This window comes from Seminibacterium arietis, assembly GCF_042675725.1.
GTDB lineage: Bacteria > Pseudomonadota > Gammaproteobacteria > Enterobacterales > Pasteurellaceae > Seminibacterium > Seminibacterium arietis.
In genome coordinates this window covers 120,942-138,661 of the sequence record NZ_JBHTJN010000001.1, presented here as the reverse complement: position 1 = coordinate 138,661, position 17,720 = coordinate 120,942, and the positions used below count along the sequence as shown (strand labels likewise).

The following is a 17,720-nucleotide window of genomic DNA, read 5'->3' as shown; positions in this document are numbered from 1 at the left end:
AACAATATTTTACTATAGGCAAATAATAAGCATAAAGTGCAGAGTTAAGTATAGCATTTAAAAATGAATAGTCACAAATTAACACAAATTGAACAGTTAAAAAATCAGCTTATGCAATATCGCCCGCTTTCCGAACTCGAAGTGAAACGCTTACGGGAAGAGTTTATTATTGAAAGTAGTTATAATTCCAACGCGATTGAAGGCAATACTATCACTCTGCGTGAAACCGTGCTGATTTTAAAAGAGGGAATGACGATTGCGGAAAAGCTACTGCGAGAACATTTGGATATTATCGGCTTTAAAGATGCCTTTAACTATATTTATGAGCTAGTAGCAAATAATGAGTCATTAAGCGAGCGGGCGATTAAAGATATTCATTCATTGGTTCTAATGAATAGTGCTGAAAACCGAGGCGTTTATCGCAAAATTCCAGTACGGATTTTAGGAGCAGAAAACGAACCGCCACCGCCTTATTTAATTGCCGAAGAAATGCAGTCATTAATCGAAAAATACCAACAAAAACTGACCGCACTTCACCCGATAGAGGCGATTAGTTGGTTGCATTTAGCTTTTGAAAGCATTCACCCTTTTATTGACGGCAACGGACGAACTGGGCGGTTGCTCATCAATTTTGAATTACTAAAACACGGCTATTTGCCTGTAGATATAAAATTTACCAATCGAGCACAATATTACCAATGTTTTGATGATTTCTATAAAAATCAGCAAGATATTGGTAGTTTAGTTGAGTTGATTAGTCAGTATGAATTAGCTGAGTTGGAAAGATATTTGGGGATTTTGGAGCAGCGATAAACAAACGGTCAGATTTTTTGGAAAATTTGCAAAAAATTATTCAAAATAAACCGCTTGTAAAACATAAATTGATAGCGTCCGTCTTTGGCGGGTGCTGAAATAAATAGGCACTCGTCAGAGACGAGCGTCATGGGAGGAAAGCTTGCTTGAAGAACTTTTAGCGTTGGAATACAAGCGGTTGGATTTTTAGAAAAGTTTATAAAATACTTATTTTGAGGAAAATAATTTTATGAAAGCTAGTGAAACTAACTTTTTGAATTTCTTAAGAAAAACAACACAGTTTATTATCCCCATTTATCAGCGTACATATTCTTGGCATTTAGAGCAATGTGAGCAAATATGGAAAGATATTAATGAGGCTGGTGAAAATGAAAATATATCTTCTCATTTTATAGGCTCAGTAGTATATATTGAACAAGATACTTACCAAATTAGTGCCAATACTGCTATGCTAGTTATTGATGGGCAACAAAGACTCACTACACTATTTTTATTACTTGAAGCATTTGCTCGTGAATTAGACAGCCGTAAAATAGAAATTGACAATATGTCAGCTGATAAACTCAGAAATCGCTATCTTTTAAACCCTAGTGAAGATGATGAACAAGAGTTCAAATTATTGCTAACAGAAACAGATAAAGATAGTTTATTGGCTTTATTAAAACAGAAAGAACTTCCAAAATCATACTCAATTAATATCAAGAATAACTTTAATTATTTTGTTGATGAACTTAAAAAATATAGTGATAATAAAATATTTAAAATTTGGAATGGTATTAATAAATTGATAGTTGTAGATGTATCTTTAACTCGAGGAAAAGATAATCCACAATTGATTTTTGAAAGTATGAACTCTACAGGTAAAGAATTAAGTCAAGTTGATCTTATCAGAAACTTTATTTTAATGGGACTAGAAGAGAAACAGCAAAAAGAACTTTATATTGATTATTGGCGTAAAATGGAATTGTTATTTGGGCAAAAACAATATGAACCAATATTTAATGCTTTCGTAAGACATTATCTAACAATGAAAAACAAATCTATACCAAGATTTGATGATATATATGATTCCTATAAAACATACAAAAAAGCAAGTAATAAATCAATAAAAGATTTAGTGATTGATCTTTATAATTATTCTACTTATTTTTGTGATATTTTCTTTGGAAATCAGAATCAATATAGCACAGAGAGCTTAAATAAATCCTTCGAAAGTTTTAGAGAACTACAAGCTGATGTAGCATACCCTCTTCTATTAGAGTTATATAATGATTTTGTGAATGGGATTTTAAAAGAAAACGAATTTTGCGAAGTAGTTAAACTTATAGAATCCTATATTTTTAGGCGTTCTATTTGTGAGATTCCAACTAATTCCTTAAATAAAACATTTTCTACATTTATTAAAGATATAAATAAAAAAGATTACCTTAAGAGCGTTAAAGAAAAATTTACCAGTTTAGACGATTATAGACGTTTTCCTAAGAATGATGAATTTGAGATAAGAATATGCCAAAAAAATGTATATAATTTTTACTATAGCAAATATCTTTTAATCTCTCTAGAAAATGCTAAAAGGCATAAAGGAAAATTCAGATTTAATGAAGAGTATACTATCGAGCATATTATGCCACAAACTTTATCCGAAGAATGGAAATTAGAATTAGGTGAAGAATGGGAAAGTTTGCATACAGAAATGCTACATACCTTAGGGAACTTAACTTTAACAGAATATAATGCTGAATATAGCAATGAATTATTTAATAAAAAATTATATCTTCCAGAAAAAGGATTAAGATATAGCCCATTAATGTTAAATAGTTATTTTAGAGATCCAACCCTTACTGAATGGAATAAACAACATATTCAAAAAAGAGCTAAGCAATTAGCTAATGATGCAATAAATATTTGGCTCTATCCAACAATTTTAGAACAATAACAGAGAACAACAATGACAAAACAATTCACAATGGAAGACCGTTTTAACCCTTCCGCCGTAGAGCAAGCGCTCTACCAACACTGGGAATCGCAAGGCTATTTTAAACCGAGCGAAGATGTTAATGCACCGAGCTACTGTATCGCGATTCCGCCGCCGAACGTAACGGGGAGCCTGCATATGGGGCACGCATTCCAACAGACTTTGATGGATACGCTGATCCGCTTTAACCGTATGGAGGGGAATAATACCCTTTGGCAAGCGGGAACAGACCACGCAGGGATTGCGACCCAAATGGTAGTGGAACGGAAAATCGCCGCCGAAGAGGGCAAGACTCGCCACGATTATGGGCGTGAAGCCTTTATCGACAAAATCTGGGAGTGGAAAGCCTACTCAGGTGGCACGATTGGTCAGCAAATGCGTCGTTTAGGCAACTCGATTGACTGGGATCGTGAACGCTTTACGATGGATGACGGTTTATCCAATGCAGTGAAGGAAGTGTTTGTTCGTCTTCACGAAGAAGGCTTAATTTACCGTGGAAAACGCTTGGTAAATTGGGATCCAAAACTACACACCGCAATTTCTGATTTAGAAGTGGAAAACAAAGAAAGCAAGGGATCGCTCTGGCACTTTCGATATCCGCTAGCGAATGGTGCGAAAACTGCGGATGGCTTGGATTATTTAGTGGTAGCGACTACACGTCCTGAAACCATGCTGGGCGATACCGCAGTTGCTGTTCACCCCGAAGATGAACGCTATCAAGCCTTAATTGGTAAAAGTGTGGTGTTACCACTAGCAAACCGTGAAATTCCAATCATTGCTGATGAATATGTGGATCGTGAATTTGGTACAGGTGTAGTAAAAATTACCCCTGCTCACGATTTCAATGACTACGAAGTAGGTAAACGTCATAGCTTGCCGATGGTCAATGTGATGACGTTAAATGCGGATATTCGTGCTGAAGCTGAAATTATTGGTTCAGATGGTAAACCATTGCAAAATTATACCGCACTTATTCCAAAAGATTATCAAGGTTTAGAGCGGTTTGCGGCTCGTAAAAAAATTGTGGCAGATTTTGAAACGCTTGGTCTTTTAGAGCAAATTAAACCGCACGACTTAAAAGTACCGTATGGCGACCGTGGCGGTGTACCTATTGAGCCAATGTTAACCGATCAATGGTATGTAAGTGTAAAACCACTTGCGGAGGTGGCGACCAAAGCAGTAGAAAATGGCGAAATCCAATTTGTGCCGAAACAGTACGAAAACCTCTACTTCTCTTGGATGCGTGATATTCAAGACTGGTGTATTTCTCGCCAATTATGGTGGGGACATCGCATTCCAGCATGGTATGACGATGCTGGAAATGTATATGTTGCTCGTGATGAAGACGAAGTGCGGTCAAAATATAAGTTAAATTCTAATATTGCTCTTCGCCAAGATGAAGATGTGTTGGACACTTGGTTTTCATCTGCTCTATGGACATTTTCTACTTTAGGTTGGCCAGAGCAAACGAAAGAACTTAAAATGTTTCACTCGACTGATGTATTAATTACGGGCTTTGACATCATCTTCTTCTGGGTCGCTCGTATGATTATGTTCACGATGCACTTTGTAAAAGATGAAAACGGCAAACCGCAAGTACCATTTAAAACCGTGTATGTAACTGGATTGATTCGTGATGAACAAGGTCAAAAAATGTCAAAATCAAAAGGAAATGTGCTAGATCCTATTGATATGATTGACGGTATCAGTCTCGAAGATCTGCTCGAAAAACGCACGGGGAATATGATGCAACCACAGCTTGCAGAAAAAATATCTAAAGCAACTAAAAAAGAATTTGCTAATGGCATTGCAGCACATGGTACAGATGCTTTACGTTTTACCCTTACAGCACTTGCAAGTAATGGTCGTGATATTAATTGGGATATGAAACGATTAGAAGGCTACCGAAATTTTTGCAATAAATTGTGGAATGCAAGTCGTTTTGTGTTGACTAACGAAAAATTAGATTTAAGCGAAGGCGAAGTGGAATACAGTTTGGCAGATCGTTGGATTGAAAGCCAATTCAATCGTACGGTGGAAACGTTCCGTACTGCACTTTCGCAATATCGCTTTGACCTTGTAGCAAATGCAATTTATGAATTCACTTGGGATCAGTTCTGTGACTGGTATTTAGAGTTGACTAAACCTGTGTTTTTCAAAGGTACTGATGCACAACGCCGTGGTGCAAGCCGTACGCTAGTTAAAATATTAGAAAAGTTGCTTCGTTTGGCTCATCCTGTTATTCCTTTTATCACTGAAGAAATTTGGCAGAAAGTAAAAGATTTTGCAGGTGTGCAAGCGGATACTATAATGCTACAACCTTTTCCACAAGTTGAACAACATGCTATTGATGAAGTTGCTGAACAACAAATTTCATGGTTAAAAGAGATTATTGTGGCAGTGCGTAATATTCGAGCTGAAAGCAGTATTGCACCAAGTAAAGAACTAGATCTATTACTGCGTAATATTAGTGATGACAAACAAATTTGTTTGGAAAGTAACCGCACTTTATTAAAATCTATGGCAAAATTAAGTAATATTCAATTGCTTAAACAAGGTGAAGAAGCTCCACTTTCTGTCACCAAACTAGTTGATAGTGCTGAAATTTTAATTCCAATGGCAGGATTTATTAACAAAGAAAATGAGCTATCTCGTCTAACTAAAGAAATTGAAAAATTACAAAATGAAGTTACTCGGATTGAAAACAAACTTAGTAATCAATCTTTTGTTGATAAAGCACCAGAGCAAGTTATTACTAAAGAGCGTGAAAAAATGCAAGGGTATCTAGAAGGAGTTGAAAAACTCAAACAGCAATATAATGCAATTGAATCTCTTTAGATTAATCGATATTCAGGCATAACTTGAAAAATAGAAAGTGCGGTAGATTAAATAAACTCACCGCACTTTCTTAACCTGCTAAATATTTGTGCATCTGTTATACAATACAATATTTGAATTTACTAAAAATTGAATAGATTTGAATAAAAACGTGAATTGGTTCACAAAATTGAAAAGATTATTTTGCGAAATTTAGGGATATTAGGTATCCTATCTGCCGTTAGAATAAGTGCTACTGCAGTAGCCAACGACATATTTTGCTTTCCGAGTAGTGCCTCAATTGAGGCACTTTTTTTATTAGCTATTATCGATTGAGTAGAATAAAAACTACATTTTTTCTACTGTTTTGATACCAAGTAAATCTAATCCTTGTTTTAACGTTTTCTGTGTCAAAAGAGCTAATTTTAGACGACTTAATTTCTGTTCTTGATTATCGCTATTTAAAATTGGGCAATGTTCATAGAAGCTGGAGAAGATCCCCGCTAAGTCATAAATATATGCACATAAAATGTGTGGGGTAGCATCTTTAGCGACAGTTTTTACAGCTTCATCAAATTGCAATAACTTCACTGCTAATGCTCGCTCTTTTTCATCTATTAAATTAAAACTAGCAGTTGATAAAGTGTTTTCATCAACATTTGTTTTATTGAAAATAGAACGAATACGGGTGTAAGCGTATTGCATATATGGTGCTGTATTACCTTCAAAACTTAGCATATTATCCCAATCAAATACGTAATCTGTCGTGCGATTTTTTGATAAATCAGCGTATTTTACTGCTCCAATGCCTACAGCTTCTACCACAGAAAGCTGTTCTTTTGTAGAAAGTGCGGTAGATTTTTCAGAGATTAATTTTTCTGCACGTTCAAGTGCTTCATCAAGTAAATCGGTCAATTTTACTGTACCGCCTGTGCGAGTTTTAAAAGGTTTCCCATCTTTGCCTAACATCATACCAAAATTGCGATGTTCTAGTTGGAAACTGTCAGGTACATAACCAGCTTTACGAGTAATCAGCCAAGCTTGCTGTAAATGTTGACTTTGACGAGTGTCAGTAAATACTAAAGCACGGTCAGCATGTAAGGTTTCATAACGATATTTCGCAGCTGCAATATCTGTTGTGGTGTAAAGAAAGCCGCCATCTTTTTTCTGTACGATAACGCCCATAGGTTCGCCATCTTTATTTTTATATTCATTAAGATAAACAACTAATGCACCATCATCTTCTACAGCTAACCCCTTAGCTTTTAGATCCATTACGATCTCAGGAAGCATTGGGTTGTATAAACTTTCTCCCATAATATCAGCATTGGTGAGAGTAACATTCAAACGCTCATAACTCAGCTGATTTTGTTCCATAGTAATATTGACTAATTTTTTCCACATAGTACGACAGTATTCATCGCCACTTTGCAATTTAACTACATAATTACGAGCTTTTTCAGCAAAGATTTCATAACTATCATAATAAGCTTTTGCCGCACGATAGAAAGCTTCTAAATCACTTAACTCCATACCGCCAGCTTGCTCGTTTTCCATTTTTTCTAAATAAGCAATCAGCATGCCAAATTGTGTTCCCCAATCGCCAATATGGTTAGCACGAATAACGTTGTGTCCTAAAAACTCTAATGTGCGTACCACCGCATCACCAATAATAGTTGAACGTAGATGACCTACATGCATTTCTTTAGCCACATTGGGGGAAGAATAATCCACAACTATTGTTTGTTTTTCTACTGCACTTACGGCTAAATTTTTATCATTTAAAGCCTGTTGTAGATGTGTAGCTAACCATTGTTGATCTAAGAAAATATTGATAAAACCTGGACCTGCAATTTCGGTTTTTTCTGCAATTCCTTGTAATTCAAGGTGTTGTAAAACTTCGCTAGCAAATTCACGTGGATTTTTCCCCGTTTTTTTTGCAGCCGCCATAATGCCATTAGCTTGATAATCACCAAATTGTAATTTTCCTGATTGACGAATCATTGGTTCACATTGTTCATCAGCTCCCGCTTTTAGCATCGCTTGTTTTACTTTTTCCGATAAAATGCTTTGAATATTCACGTGGAAATCCTATTTTTGATAAATTTGTTATTACTTAAAATAATCGCATATAATAACGTTGTTTGAACGTTTAGACAAATAAAAACAATAGTAGAAAGATGTACAGTTTTAATCAAGATCACCCATTATTTCAGCAAAATGAACATTGTTTGCTGGATTTTATTAAATTTGAACAAAAAATTACTGCACTTGCGACAGAAATGCGGATTAATTTGCATGATTATAAAATAGACCATATTGGTATAGCGGTGGAAACTCAAGAAATAGCGGAGCAATGGTTAAGAAAATTTGCTCAGTGTGGTGAAATTTTTAGTCAAAATATCATTAATGGACGAATGATTTACTTAATTAAATTAACTCATGCATTGCGATTTGCTGGACAATGGGTAGACGTTATCGAATTACCTTTCCCTAAAAATAAGCGTTATAGCAAAAATACTTGGGAACATATTGAAATAGTACTGCCTTTTACAACTAATGAAACCGTGAAAAATTGGATTTTGCGTATTAACCAATTGTATCAATGGAACAAATCGGGTAAATTAAAGGTCAAAATGAGTGAACCGAAGGGTGAGGGGGAACAAATACCGAATCCTTCTATTACAGTAGGGTATGCGAATGATGAACAATCAGTGCGAATTAAAGTGCATCCTTATGATATTCAACAAATTGTAAAAAATGACATTTCTTATAGTTAATTTAAGAGGTATTAATATGAAAAAAATGAAAATAGCAGTTGCAGTGCTTGCAGGCGTTGTATTAGCGGGTTGTGCTAATCAAGATATTTACAGCGGTAATGTTTATGAAGGCGATCAAGCTAAACAAACAACTGCTTTCAGTTATGGTGAAATTCTTTCAGTGCGTCCTGTTAAAATTCAAGCTAAAAGTGAAGGTATTATCGGTACTGTAGGCGGTGGTGTATTAGGTGGAATGATTGGTTCTACCGTTGGTGGTGGTTCTGGTAGAAATATTGCTACAGCGGCGGCCGCTATTGCAGGAGCAATTGCTGGAAGTAAAGCAGAAGAAAAGATCAATCAAGTTAATGCGGCTGAGCTTGTAATCAAGAAAGATAATGGTCAGCAAATCGTAGTGGTACAAAAAGCGGATCCAAGTTTTGTACCTGGAGCGAGAGTTCGTTTAGTTGGGACATCAAAAGTAAATGTATCTGTAATTAAGTAATATTTAAATGTAATTAAAAAATGATCAGTCCCAGAAGTTAGACCGATTTAATTCAAAAGCCGAGTTCTGTATTCTACAGGACTCGGTTATTTCATCAAACCTATCCACATCCGCAAGGCAAAGCAAACTGAATTGATTTCTTCGTACTTAAACGTTGGAGTGGCAAATTGAGCCACTGCAGGCGATTATTGCGGAGACAATCAACCACGATCAGGACATTCACCATGATTTGAAAGTGGTGTTTAAGTCTCGGTTGGCGGAATAAGCTTATTTTAGGTGAATTAATGGGTCGGCGGTTTTTCGCTCATGCTATACTATTTTTTATTTTTTTTCAATGGGTTATATTATGGCTAATGTGTTGAAAGTGAAGTGCGGTGTGTGTGGGAGTCGTTGTTTTATCCGCCGTTCTGATTTTCTTTCTGACGGTTTTGCTAGAATTTATATCACCTGTCAAAATCCGCAATGTTGCCAAACTGAGGTATATAACTTTGAACGCTCGCACGTGGTGAAAAGCTCTAAACTGTCTAAAGATAGATTGCTGGAAAATGTGATCAGTCTTCTCTCTGAACAAGACAAGCAGCACTTAAAAAAAATGCTTGAGGCGGTTTAACAAAAAAGCCTGTGTTTTAAACAGGCTTTTAAAAATTCTTAGTGTTTTGTGACTTGGTTAGCAAAACATGCCCAACCAATCATTACTACGGCAAATACCGCTAAACCGAATGTGAATCCCATTATTGTATCTCCTCTTTCATTTTTCTAAATTTACGCCGTTCTTAAATTAATTGCAAGTTTTTGCCGTTTGGGTTGTATTGTTGAATGTGTTTTAATAAGTGGCGGTTGTTTTCGTTAGTTTGTAGTGTGGCGGTGAGCCGTTGTATTATGGCGTGTCCTCGTTTAATTAAATTGGTATATTCAAAGGCTTGTTCGTATATATTAGGAGCATAGACCGATCCGAGTTTTGCTAATGGGTCAATAAAAAAAAGAAAAATCGACCGCACTTTTACAACAACACCAACAAATTTAATTTAACTTGAAATTAATGCCGATAACCAAGTTGGTGCATTTGTTGTAAAATCCAACGTTGTTTTCGTTTTACGTAGGCACTTGGTTGATTTACTCTAAAGATAATGGGGTTTGGTAAAACTGCTGCGAGCAGAGCAGCTTCTTCACGCGTTAGATTTTTTGCTGATTTTTTAAAATAGTGTCTGCTTGCTGCTTCTACTCCAAAAATTCCCTTACCAAATTCAGCAATGTTGAGATAAACCTCTAAAATTCGTTTTTTTGACCAAAGTGTCTCTAATAAAAGCGTTAAAGGGACTTCTAAGCCTTTTCGAAACCAATTTTGTCCGTGCCATAAGTAAAGATTCTTGACAGTTTGTTGTGAAATAGTGGAACCGCCTCGAACTTTAGTGGATTTTTTGTTATGTTTTAAAGCATGTTGAATAGCTCCAAAATCAAAACCGTAATGATCAAAAAAACGTTGATCTTCCGCCGCAATGACTGCAGATTGCATATGTTTTGAAATATTGCCGATATTTACCCATTTATAACGCAAATCGATAGATTTTCCTTCTAACAGTGAAACAATTTTCTGCTGTGCCATATAAGCAGAAAATGGAATAGGGATAAAGCGGAAAAAAAACGTTATTCCACAGAAAAACAAAAGAAAATAGCTTAAACAACGATAAATTTTTTTTCTGAGGGTTAATTTTTTCCGACTAATTTTTTTGCGTTTGGACATCAAGTTGTTGTTTAATCCATTCTATAAAGTCGGCAGGCATTAATTTAAGCATATTCGATCCTCTTGTGATCGTTGCTGCACTAGTATTAAGGTTATGTTGAATTTCTCGCTGTGAATGTGTTTTATCTAGTAGTTGAGCGACAATTTGTAGGCGGAGTCCAACGGCATCACGTTCATCAGCAGTCAGGAGAAGAGTTAGAAAATCTTGTTCTTTACCTTGCTCAAATGCCTCTCGCATCATTGCAATGAAAGCATCCCATTGTTCCATATTGCGACTAATATACATAATTTTTTCCTATTTTTAATATGGTAGTAGACAATACTTTTTGTGATAGTATGCTAGTATAATCTATTATATTCCTCTTGGCTAAGTATTTGTGCTGGTTGTCCTTGTAGAATTTGATAATAATAATTATAAGTGAGTACGTTTTGTACATATCCTCTAGTTTCATAAAATGGAATTGAAGCGATAAACTCGGCTACAGTTAATTTTCCATTACTTCTAGTTAACCAATTTTCTACTCTATGACTTCCTGCATTGTAAGCGGCTGCAATTAAAATCCGATTATTACCAAATTTATTGAAAAGTTCTTGTAAATGAGCTGTTCCTATCATGATGTTATAAAATGGATCAAATAGTTGCGATATATGATAATAAGGTAAAGGTAGATTGAATTTCTTTGCTGTTTGTTTCGCTGTTGTTGGGAGTAATTGCATTAATCCTCTAGCATTGGCGGGTGAACGGCTATGAGTCTGCCAAGCACTTTCTTGACGTGCAATTGCCATTGCAAAAGTGCGGTCGATTTTTTTATCTTTTAAAAATGATTCGAATAGATCTAAGTAAGCATTAGGTAGACGTAAACTAATGTAAGACCAGCTTTTGGCTTGGATCGTAGCCTCAACTTGTAAGTCATACCAGTGTTGTTGTGCTGCATAATGAGCTAGAGCTAATTTTTGTTTGAAATTAGCAGATTGTAGTATTTTTTCCCATTCATAATTCGCTTCAGTGATTTGATTGAAATAACGTAATTCGCTGATAAGTGCAAGATGAGAGTTGTAAACTTTAATATTATGCTCACTATTTTTTGAGAACTCTAACATAATGGGGCGATAAGAAATTCCTAATTCTCGTGCTGCTAACATTGGATAGAATCCCAAGTTTTGTTGAAGAGATTTAAAAATAGCGTTGGATTGGTTATTTTTTCCTTCTTGTTGTAATAGTTTTGCTTGCCAGTACAGCCATTCATCTTTTTGTTTTGTTTGCTTAGAAAGCATTTTTAACCATTTTGCAATAGGTGTTTTCTCTCGTATAGCAAGGCGAATTCTTCTTTCAATTAAGTTATCTTCTTGCAATCTAGTAATAATATGATCTCGCCATTGTTGTATTTCTTGTATGTCAGAATCAAATAAATGAGAAATGAAGCGAATTTTCCAAGCTCTAATCTTTTTATCATCAATTTTTATCTGTAATTTAATTTTTCTTAATAATTGTTCAAATTGATTGATAACTGAAACATCATCAGTTTTTAATGTATTGATAAAGGCGGGTAATATCGCAATAAGAATTTGCTGGTCTTCTATTTTCGCTGTTAATTTATCTATGTAAAACGGATTATCTTGTTGTATTAAATTCTGCGGATGTTGTAATAACTTAACTACATTCTGCAGCCAGTATTTCAATTGAAGATCGTTAGCTTGTTGATGTAAGCGTTGAAGAAGTGCGGTATTTTTTTTGGCAATTGCTAATATTGCTCGTTTGCGGATTAATTCTTGGGTGATTTTCCCTGTATTTTTCCCGTAAGCTAAAATTGGGTCACAGGATTTAGGTAAATTATTACCAGTTAGCCATAATTGTTGTAATTGTTTTGATAAATGCTCACTTGATTGCGAAAGAGAACCATTTTCTATTTTTGCTTGAAAAACAATGCATTGCGATGTTGTATCATTAGGTAGATATTGTTCATGATCAATGATCACTTGCCAGTTTTGATTTTCTTGTTGTTGTGCTAGCCAAGTTTTTTTTAATTTATCAATCAATGGAAATTGAGGATTGTGTTGTTCAAATTGAAGAATCTCATCTAAACTAGTCAATTTATTCGCACGTAAAATTTGATATTCAGCGTAAGGTCGAAGAACGTAGTTTTTTATTTCAGACAACAGTTTTTGAGCCTCTAATATATTTTCAGTGCTATAATTTGAGCTAATTATGTTATTAATTTGATTATAAATACTACGATATTGTAGGATAGTTTGTGTATCTTCTTGTGAGAATACAGATAATTGATTTGATATAGGAACAGTTTTATCAGCACTTTGGCAGCTTATTGATAAAATCGGAAAAATAAGTGCGGTTAATAATAAATTTTTTTTCATATCACGTTATTTCAATAAATAAAATTTAAATAGAGCCTAAATTCATTCTAGCATTTTATTTTTTAATGTGAAAAATCTATCTACTCTGGGGGGGGCATGTTTGATAACTTTTGATATTTAAACCGCACTTTAGTTCAAAATAAAAGCGGACAATAATGTCCGCCATTCGATTAATTGTATGTAAGTTGTGTAATATGCAAATTATGGTGTGTCATCAATATCATCTTTTGGTTTTTGAATGATCATGTGCTCTCGTTTTAAGCCAAGATCCATTGCCATTGCAATAGCCACAAAGATGGAAGAATAAGTACCGAATCCAATACCGATTAATAGAGCCAGTGAGAAGCTATTGATTGAAGGCCCACCAAAAGCATAAAGAGCAATAACCACAAATAGAGTAGTGACAGATGTCATTAACGTTCGTGCAAGTGTTTGAGTTAATGAAATATCAACAACTTCAATAGTTTCAATACGTCGAATTTTGCGGAAATTTTCTCTTACTCGGTCAAATACAACAATACTATCGTTTAACGAATAACCTACAACAGACAAAATTGCAGCTACAAAAGTGAGATCTATTTCAATTTGGAAGAAAGAGAATACACCTAAAGTAACGATAACATCATGGGCTAGTCCCAATACACCGCCAACAGCTAATCGCCACTCAAAACGCAACCCCACATAAGCTAACAACATTAATAATGTGGCTAATGTGCCGTAAATAGCTCCTTGAGTAAGCTCATCGCCGACATTAGGTCCTACAAAATCCACGCTACGGATTTGAATATCTTTATCTAAGTGGCTCAGTATTTCTTGAATTTTATTACCGACAGTTGCATCACTCGCACTGACAGGTAGGCGAATCATTACATCACGTACACCACCTGTGGTCTGTACTAATGCACTTTCCACACCATTTTCTTTTAATGTGGACCGCACTTTTGCTAGATCAGCAGGCTGTGAGAAGTGGGTATCAATGACCATACCACCAGTGAAATCTAAGCCCCAGTTAAAACCTTTAGTAAAGATAAAAAAACAGCAGGTAATAATGACGATTAATGAAAATAAATAGCCAAGTCTTCGGTACGCCATAAAGCGAACTAACGGAAACGGTAGAATTATTCCTTTATATTCACATACTTTGTTATTTTTTGATAAACTCACAATTTGTCTCCTTAAATTGATAATTTTTCAACACGTTTTCCACCGTAGATCAAATTGACAAGCATACGAGTACCAGTAATCGCCGTAAACATAGAAATGGCAACACCTAGTGCAAGCGTTATTGCGAATCCTTTTACAGGACCTGTACCTACAGCATAAAGTATGATAGAAGTTAAAATTGTGGTTAAGTTAGCATCAAAAATACTTGTAAATGCACCGTTGTAACCTTCATTAATTGCTTGCTGAATTGGGCGTTTATTGCGAATTTCTTCTTTTATACGCTCAAAAATAAGTACATTTGCATCAACGGACATACCTACTGATAATACAATCCCTGCTATACCTGGCATAGTAAGAGTTGCTCCAGGTAGTAAAGACATCAAACCAACAAGTAAAATCATATTAGCAACAAGGGCAATATTAGCGAATAAACCAAATAATTTATAGTAAATTAGCATAAACACGATAACAATACCTAGCCCCCAAAGCCCAGCTTTCATACCTTGCTCTACGTTTTGAGCCCCAAGAGAAGGACCTACAGTTCTCTCTTCTACAATTTGAATTGGAGCAGTTAATGCACCAGAACGTAACAAAACAGAAAGATTTTGAGCTTCAGCAGGGCTGTCAATACCTGTAATTTGGAATTGACTACCAAAACGCCCTTGAATAGTAGCAACATTGATCACTTCTTCATTTTTGACCAAAATAGTCTTACCATTTTCATCTTTTTTACCGCTGTCTTTGTACTCTACATAGAGTGTTGCCATTGGTTTTTTCAAATTTAGTTTAGTGGTTTGAGACATGATCTCACCACCTTCACTGTCTAGGGTAACGCTAACTTGAGGAGTACCAGTATTTTGATCTAAGCCAGAACTTGCGTTAGTAATATGTTCACCGCCTAGCACTGCTCTTTTATAAAGCACCACAGGTCGTCCATGACGATCCAGTTTAACTTCAGAATCGGCTGGTAGAATACCTTTTACCGCAGCTTCTACATTGGCTGTTTGATTCACTAAACGAAATTCAAGTGTAGCTGTTGCACCTAAGATTTCTTTCGCTCGCGCGGTATCTTGTACACCAGGTAACTCTACTACTATCCGTTCCGCTCCTTGACGTTGAATAACAGGTTCAGAAACCCCTAATTCTTCAACCCTACGGCGAAGAATACTTAGGTTTTGTTCTACTGCACGATCTCTCGCCTCAGTTAATGCAGCCTCTGATAATCGTAAAGAGAGGCTATTATCAGATACTTTTTCAATTGTTAGATCAGGATGTTGTTTACGTAAGAAACGCTGTACATCAGGAAGCTGAGATTCTTTTGCTAGCGTTATTACAGTAGAAAAATTATCACTACTTTGGATTGAGCGATATTGATATTTTTCTTTTCGCATTTCAGTACGTAGATTATCTTGCAATTGTTCTTGACGTTTACTAAGAGCAGTATTCATGTCAACTTCCATTAGAAAACGAACACCACCACGTAAATCTAGCCCCCATTTCATTGGACTACCACCAATATCTTCAAGCCATTTTGGAGTGGCTGGAGCAAGATTGAGAGCAACTGAATAATTATTACCTAATTTTTCGACAATTTTATCTTTCGCGAGTAGCTGGTCATCAGTATTTTCAAAACGAGTTAAAATTGAACCATTTTGTAAGCTAATCGATTTTATTGGTAAATTATTTTCATTTAATACTTGTTGAACCTGATCAAATACAGCTGTATCTGCTGTTTGCCCACGAGTACCTGAAATTTGTACGGCTGGATCTTCGCCGTAGAGATTTGGAAGAGAATATAAAAGACCAATGGCGACCACAAGGATCACCATTATATTCTTCCATAAAGGGTAACGATTTAACATATCTTTTTTGTTCCCCTGCGGAATAAATTACAACATTAAAGAGATTTTAATGAACCTTTTGGCAATACTGCCACGATAAAATCACGTTTAATTGTGATTTCTGTAGTGTCATTTAAAGCGAGTACTACTTGATCACTTTCAGCTGTGATCTTAGTAATTTTACCAATGATACCACCAGAAGTTAGTACTTCAGTACCTTTTGCTAATTCAGACATTAATTGTTTATGTGCTTTGTTGCGTTTTGCCTGAGGGCGATAAATCATGAAGTAAAAAATTAAACCGAAAATAATGAAAATAAAAATCATTGACATTGGATTACCTTGTTCAGCACCCATTTTTTTATCCTTCTTATTAAGTGAAAATTACGCAGAACATCTGCAACGATTGACTAAGTGCAGTGTTCGGTATTGAATCCGCAAACTCAAACCTCGCAAAGCAAACAGCGGATAAAATACCACAAATTCTAAATAAAGTGAAAATTTCTTTAAAACTCACCGCACTTTAGTTGTAAAAATTTAAATTTTAATCAATCTACGTTTTTATTTTGAGCAATCTCTAATTGCAATGGCGGCACAGCCTGCCCACGTCGAGCATAGAAATCACTAATAAATTGATCAAATGTATCTTGTTCAATGGCGTGGCGAATTTTTTCCATTAAACGCTGATAGTAACGTAAATTATGAATGGTATTCAATCTGGCACCTAATATTTCACCGCACTTATCAAGATGATATAAATATGATTTAGTGTAGTTTTTACAAGTGTAACAATCACATTCTGGATCTAACGGAGTTGTATCATCACGATATTTTGCATTACGGATTTTCACAATTCCACCCGTTACGAATAGATGTCCATTACGAGCATTGCGTGTAGGCATAACGCAGTCAAACATATCAATACCACGTCTAACACCTTCTACTAAATCTTCAGGTTTACCCACACCCATTAAGTAACGAGGTCTATCTGCGGGTAATTGCGGACAAATATATTCTAATATACGGTGCATATCTTCTTTTGGCTCACCTACTGCAAGACCACCTACAGCATAGCCATCGAAGCCAATTTTAACTAATTCTTCTGCTGATACTTTGCGTAACTCTTCAAAAGTGCTGCCTTGCACAATGCCGAATAGTGCATTTTTGTTGCCGAGTTTATCAAAGTGATCACGGCTACGTTTTGCCCACCGTAATGACATTTCCATGGATTTTTTAGCATAATCAAAAGTAGCAGGATAAGGTGTACATTCATCTAGGATCATTACAATATCAGAACCTAGATCGTATTGAATTTCCATAGATTTTTCAGGTGAAAGAAAGATACGCTCACCATTAATTGGATTTTGGAATTTTACTCCTTCTTCGGTAATTTTACGTAATTTCCCTAAGCTAAACACTTGAAAACCACCGCTATCAGTTAAAATTGGGCGGTGCCATTGCATAAAATCATGTAAATCGCCATGTTTACGCATAATTTCTTGTCCTGGTCTTAACCAAAGGTGAAAAGTGTTTCCAAGTAAAATCTCAGCACCTGTTTGTCGTACTTCTTCAGGCGTCATACCTTTTACCGTGCCATAAGTTCCTACAGGCATAAATGCAGGTGTTTGCACAGTGCATTCGCCTTGAGGTCGATAGAACGTCATTGTACCACGACGAGCAGTACCATCAGTTTTATGTAAAGTAAATTTCATTGTCATTATTTTTCCTTATCGAAT

15 protein-coding genes are annotated in these 17,720 nt (G+C 35.6%); 6 read left to right on the top strand and 9 right to left on the bottom strand.

All coding sequences use genetic code 11. The annotated features are described in order from the left end of the window. Window positions 1-63: 63 nt before the first annotated feature. The 3 genes from ACFQ02_RS00740 to ACFQ02_RS00730 all read left to right on the top strand — a co-directional run bounded on the left by ACFQ02_RS00740 (window position 64) and on the right by ACFQ02_RS00730 (window position 5,626). Window positions 64-813, top strand: coding sequence for a Fic family protein (locus ACFQ02_RS00740; RefSeq protein ID WP_380818024.1), 750 nt, complete (start codon window positions 64-66; stop codon window positions 811-813). Between the two features lie 229 nt (window positions 814-1,042). After that, a complete protein-coding gene (locus ACFQ02_RS00735) occupies window positions 1,043-2,749 on the top strand; it encodes a DUF262 domain-containing protein (RefSeq protein ID WP_380818021.1) in 1,707 nt (568 codons plus the stop codon). Window positions 2,750-2,761: 12 nt separating this feature from the next. After that, entirely contained in the window at window positions 2,762-5,626 is a 2,865-nt protein-coding gene (locus ACFQ02_RS00730) for a valine--tRNA ligase (RefSeq protein ID WP_380818018.1), read from the top strand. A 327-nt stretch (window positions 5,627-5,953) separates the two neighbouring features. On the opposite strand, the gene argS is transcribed toward ACFQ02_RS00730, so the two are convergent. After that, window positions 5,954-7,687 (bottom strand): arginine--tRNA ligase, encoded by a 1,734-nt coding sequence (gene argS / locus ACFQ02_RS00725; protein WP_380818015.1) that lies wholly within the window; start codon window positions 7,685-7,687, stop codon window positions 5,954-5,956. Window positions 7,688-7,785: 98 nt separating this feature from the next. On the opposite strand from argS, the gene ACFQ02_RS00720 reads away from it, so the two are divergent. From ACFQ02_RS00720 to ACFQ02_RS00710, 3 genes are all read left to right on the top strand, one after another. Continuing rightward, complete coding sequence (locus ACFQ02_RS00720; RefSeq protein WP_380818012.1) at window positions 7,786-8,385, top strand: VOC family protein; 600 nt, start codon at window positions 7,786-7,788, stop codon at window positions 8,383-8,385. Window positions 8,386-8,401: 16 nt separating this feature from the next. Next, on the top strand, window positions 8,402-8,866 hold the full coding sequence (locus ACFQ02_RS00715; RefSeq protein WP_380818009.1) for an outer membrane lipoprotein: 465 nt from the start codon (window positions 8,402-8,404) through the stop codon (window positions 8,864-8,866). A gap of 346 nt (window positions 8,867-9,212) precedes the next feature. Further along, window positions 9,213-9,476: an ogr/Delta-like zinc finger family protein gene (locus tag ACFQ02_RS00710; protein WP_380818006.1), complete on the top strand. Its 264-nt coding sequence runs from the start codon at window positions 9,213-9,215 to the stop codon at window positions 9,474-9,476. A 163-nt stretch (window positions 9,477-9,639) separates the two neighbouring features. On the opposite strand, the gene ACFQ02_RS00705 is transcribed toward ACFQ02_RS00710, so the two are convergent. The 8 genes from ACFQ02_RS00705 to tgt form a co-directional block, all read right to left on the bottom strand. After that, window positions 9,640-9,864, bottom strand: coding sequence for a P22AR C-terminal domain-containing protein (locus tag ACFQ02_RS00705; RefSeq protein ID WP_380818003.1), 225 nt, complete (start codon window positions 9,862-9,864; stop codon window positions 9,640-9,642). A 38-nt stretch (window positions 9,865-9,902) separates the two neighbouring features. Further along, window positions 9,903-10,607 carry a monofunctional biosynthetic peptidoglycan transglycosylase gene (mtgA, locus tag ACFQ02_RS00700; RefSeq protein WP_380818000.1) on the bottom strand — a complete coding sequence of 235 codons (705 nt, stop codon included), beginning with the start codon at window positions 10,605-10,607 and terminating at the stop codon, window positions 9,903-9,905. Further along, window positions 10,585-10,893, bottom strand: a complete 309-nt coding sequence (gene trpR, locus ACFQ02_RS00695) for a trp operon repressor (RefSeq protein ID WP_380817997.1) — start codon at window positions 10,891-10,893, stop codon at window positions 10,585-10,587. Before trpR ends, mtgA begins: the two co-directional genes overlap by 23 nt. Before the next feature lie 53 nt (window positions 10,894-10,946). Then, window positions 10,947-12,980, bottom strand: coding sequence for a transglycosylase SLT domain-containing protein (locus ACFQ02_RS00690; protein ID WP_380817994.1), 2,034 nt, complete (start codon window positions 12,978-12,980; stop codon window positions 10,947-10,949). Between the two features lie 201 nt (window positions 12,981-13,181). Next, entirely contained in the window at window positions 13,182-14,072 is an 891-nt protein-coding gene (secF, locus tag ACFQ02_RS00685; protein WP_380818198.1) for a protein translocase subunit SecF, read from the bottom strand. Window positions 14,073-14,155: 83 nt separating this feature from the next. Continuing rightward, the gene (secD, locus tag ACFQ02_RS00680; protein ID WP_380817991.1) at window positions 14,156-16,006 is read right to left on the bottom strand and encodes a protein translocase subunit SecD; all 1,851 of its coding nucleotides are present in this window, start codon (window positions 16,004-16,006) and stop codon (window positions 14,156-14,158) included. A gap of 35 nt (window positions 16,007-16,041) precedes the next feature. Further along, complete coding sequence (yajC, locus tag ACFQ02_RS00675) at window positions 16,042-16,341, bottom strand: preprotein translocase subunit YajC (RefSeq protein ID WP_380817988.1); 300 nt, start codon at window positions 16,339-16,341, stop codon at window positions 16,042-16,044. Window positions 16,342-16,532: 191 nt separating this feature from the next. Further along, window positions 16,533-17,696 (bottom strand): tRNA guanosine(34) transglycosylase Tgt, encoded by a 1,164-nt coding sequence (gene tgt / locus ACFQ02_RS00670; RefSeq protein ID WP_380818196.1) that lies wholly within the window; start codon window positions 17,694-17,696, stop codon window positions 16,533-16,535. Window positions 17,697-17,720: the final 24 nt, after the last annotated feature.

What these genes read in the sequence shown, in the direction of transcription:
- ACFQ02_RS00735 (WP_380818021.1), top strand. Translation starts at nt 1,043, where the DNA reads ATGAAAGCTAGTGAAACTAACTTTTTGAATTTCTTAAGAAAAACAACA.
- yajC (WP_380817988.1), bottom strand. Translation starts at nt 16,341, where the DNA reads ATGGGTGCTGAACAAGGTAATCCAATGTCAATGATTTTTATTTTCATT.
- tgt (WP_380818196.1), bottom strand. Translation starts at nt 17,696, where the DNA reads ATGAAATTTACTTTACATAAAACTGATGGTACTGCTCGTCGTGGTACA.
- trpR (WP_380817997.1), bottom strand. Translation starts at nt 10,893, where the DNA reads ATGTATATTAGTCGCAATATGGAACAATGGGATGCTTTCATTGCAATG.
- mtgA (WP_380818000.1), bottom strand. Translation starts at nt 10,607, where the DNA reads ATGTCCAAACGCAAAAAAATTAGTCGGAAAAAATTAACCCTCAGAAAA.
- ACFQ02_RS00715 (WP_380818009.1), top strand. Translation starts at nt 8,402, where the DNA reads ATGAAAAAAATGAAAATAGCAGTTGCAGTGCTTGCAGGCGTTGTATTA.
- secD (WP_380817991.1), bottom strand. Translation starts at nt 16,006, where the DNA reads ATGTTAAATCGTTACCCTTTATGGAAGAATATAATGGTGATCCTTGTG.
- ACFQ02_RS00690 (WP_380817994.1), bottom strand. Translation starts at nt 12,980, where the DNA reads ATGAAAAAAAATTTATTATTAACCGCACTTATTTTTCCGATTTTATCA.
- secF (WP_380818198.1), bottom strand. Translation starts at nt 14,072, where the DNA reads ATGGCGTACCGAAGACTTGGCTATTTATTTTCATTAATCGTCATTATT.
- ACFQ02_RS00710 (WP_380818006.1), top strand. Translation starts at nt 9,213, where the DNA reads ATGGCTAATGTGTTGAAAGTGAAGTGCGGTGTGTGTGGGAGTCGTTGT.
- ACFQ02_RS00730 (WP_380818018.1), top strand. Translation starts at nt 2,762, where the DNA reads ATGACAAAACAATTCACAATGGAAGACCGTTTTAACCCTTCCGCCGTA.
- ACFQ02_RS00740 (WP_380818024.1), top strand. Translation starts at nt 64, where the DNA reads ATGAATAGTCACAAATTAACACAAATTGAACAGTTAAAAAATCAGCTT.
- ACFQ02_RS00720 (WP_380818012.1), top strand. Translation starts at nt 7,786, where the DNA reads ATGTACAGTTTTAATCAAGATCACCCATTATTTCAGCAAAATGAACAT.